The sequence below is a fragment of the Nostocoides jenkinsii Ben 74 genome (genome assembly GCF_001046875.1).
GTDB classification, from domain to species: domain Bacteria; phylum Actinomycetota; class Actinomycetes; order Actinomycetales; family Dermatophilaceae; genus Nostocoides_A; species Nostocoides_A jenkinsii.
In genome coordinates, this window is the sequence record NZ_HF571038.1 from 3,664,492 (window position 1) to 3,666,406 (window position 1,915).

The window sequence follows — 1,915 nt, forward strand, 5'->3', positions numbered from 1 at the left end:
TAGTCAACTGTGGACACCTTGCAAGTTGTCCGCAGTTGACTAACTTGTGCTGAGTTGGGCTCCATGGTGCTGCCGTATGCCGATCAGCCCGCCGGGTGGTTAGTCGGACCCGCGCCAGTCGATCTTGCCGCGGTGAAGTTTGTGCTGGGCCGCTTGCGCCACCGGCTTCACCACGAGCGAGTCGATATTCACGTGCTGCGGCAGGCCCACCACGAATTCCACGCAGGCCGCGACATCGTCGGCGGTCAGCGGACGGTCCACGTCGGCATACACGGACGCGGCCTCGGCGGCGTCTCCCCGGAACCTCGTCAAGGAGAACTCGTCCGTCATCACCATCCCAGGGCGGATGTCGCAGACCCGGATGTGCTCGCCGACGAGTTCGAGGCGCAGGGTCTCGGAGATCACCGACGTGCCGTGCTTCGCCGCGCAATAGCCGGCGCCGCCCTCATATACGAGTTGTCCGGCGGTTGAACTCATGTTCACGATCGTCGCGTGGGGTGAGCGGCGCAGCAGCGGCAGGACGGCCTTGATGACGCGCACAGTCCCGATGACATTTGCTGCATACATCTCCTCCCAGTCCGTCAACCGCGCCTCGGCAACACTCTCGCGGCCGAGCGCCCCGCCGGCGTTGTTGACCAGCACATCGCAGCGCGCGAGGGTGGCGACGGCGGCGTCGACGGAGTCCTGGCTCGTGACGTCCATGACCAGGGTCGACGCCGTGCCCCCGATCCGGCCGGCGGTCGCCGCCAGCCGCTCGACCCGTCTCCCGGCCACCACCACGTCGTATGCCGCGGCCAACCGCCCCGCCGTCGCCGCCCCGATCCCCGTCCCGCCGCCGGTCACGAGCGCCACCGGCCGCGAGCCGGGAGCTGCCTGCTGAGGGTCCGCAAGATCCATATGGCTCAACCTAGGCCCGCGTGGCACCGCCACGGAACTTCTGCTAGCAGCAATTAGTCAACTGCGGACACCTTGCAAGTTGTCCGCAGTTGACTAAATTGTGCTGAGTTGCCCGTATGACCGTGCCGCCGCCCTCATCGTGACCGTACCGTTACCTGTCGTCACCTGGGTGGACGCGGGTGCGCTGACCTGCGGAAACACATGCGTGTCATTTTCAACCTTCACATGGGCAACACGCGTCCCAGGTCCGCAGGGCCGCGCCCGGGCTTTTCAGGGGACCGTCCTGAGCCCTACCCTGCCAAACGGCCCATGCCCACCGATGCCCTGGCACCCATGTCCTAGCACCGGCCGGCGACGCAGCAGAAGTGGAGTTCGACGATGTCCCCCCGCCGCCTCGACCTGCGCAGAGACGCGCGCCGCGGCCCCGCGCTGACGGCGGCGCGCGCGGTGGCGGGATTCGCGCTGACCTGCGGAGTCGTCCTCGGGTCCACCTTCGCCGCCAGCGCAGACCCCGACGCCGGAATCCCAACGCAGGCGGATGTCGACGCCGCACAGTCCGCTGTCGACGGCGCCGCGGCCCGAATTGCCGAGCTCGAGGCCACGTACGCCCAATCGGCGGTAGCGCTGCACGGCATACGCCTTGAGGCGGCGCGCCTTGGCGAGATCGCCAACGGGGCCAAGTGGGAACTCGCCCAGCGCACCCGCGCGGCGCAGGACGCCACCCGGGCCGCGGATGCCGCCGCGAGCGAGGCGGCGAAGGCCGAGGTTGCGGTGCGCGACTACGCCGCCCTCGCCTATCAGCAGGGCGGCGCGCTCGGCAGCCTCGAACCCCTCTTCGACGCCGCCGGTCCGCAGGAACTCAGCGACCGGATGAGCGCGCTCGACTTCGTCGAGGAGGTGTATGCCGAGCGCCTCCAGGCATCCACCCTCGCCTCCGGCACGGCCACCTCCCTCCGCGAGGCTGCCGAGGCGGCCCGGGCTGCGCAGGCGACCGCGGCCGAGCAGGCTGGCGCCGCCG

At 69.5% G+C, this 1,915-nt stretch carries 1 protein-coding gene and 1 pseudogene; one reads left to right on the forward strand and one right to left on the reverse strand.

Annotation, left to right across the window (positions count from 1 at the left end):
- Positions 1 to 99: 99 nt before the first annotated feature.
- Positions 100 to 897 carry an SDR family oxidoreductase gene (locus BN13_RS17445; protein WP_048548495.1) on the reverse strand — a complete coding sequence of 266 codons (798 nt, stop codon included), beginning with the start codon at positions 895 to 897 and terminating at the stop codon, positions 100 to 102.
- Positions 898 to 1,275: 378 nt separating this feature from the next.
- Here BN13_RS17445 and BN13_RS17450 point away from each other — a divergent pair.
- Positions 1,276 to 1,915: pseudogene (locus tag BN13_RS17450) on the forward strand (hypothetical protein); the annotation flags it as partial.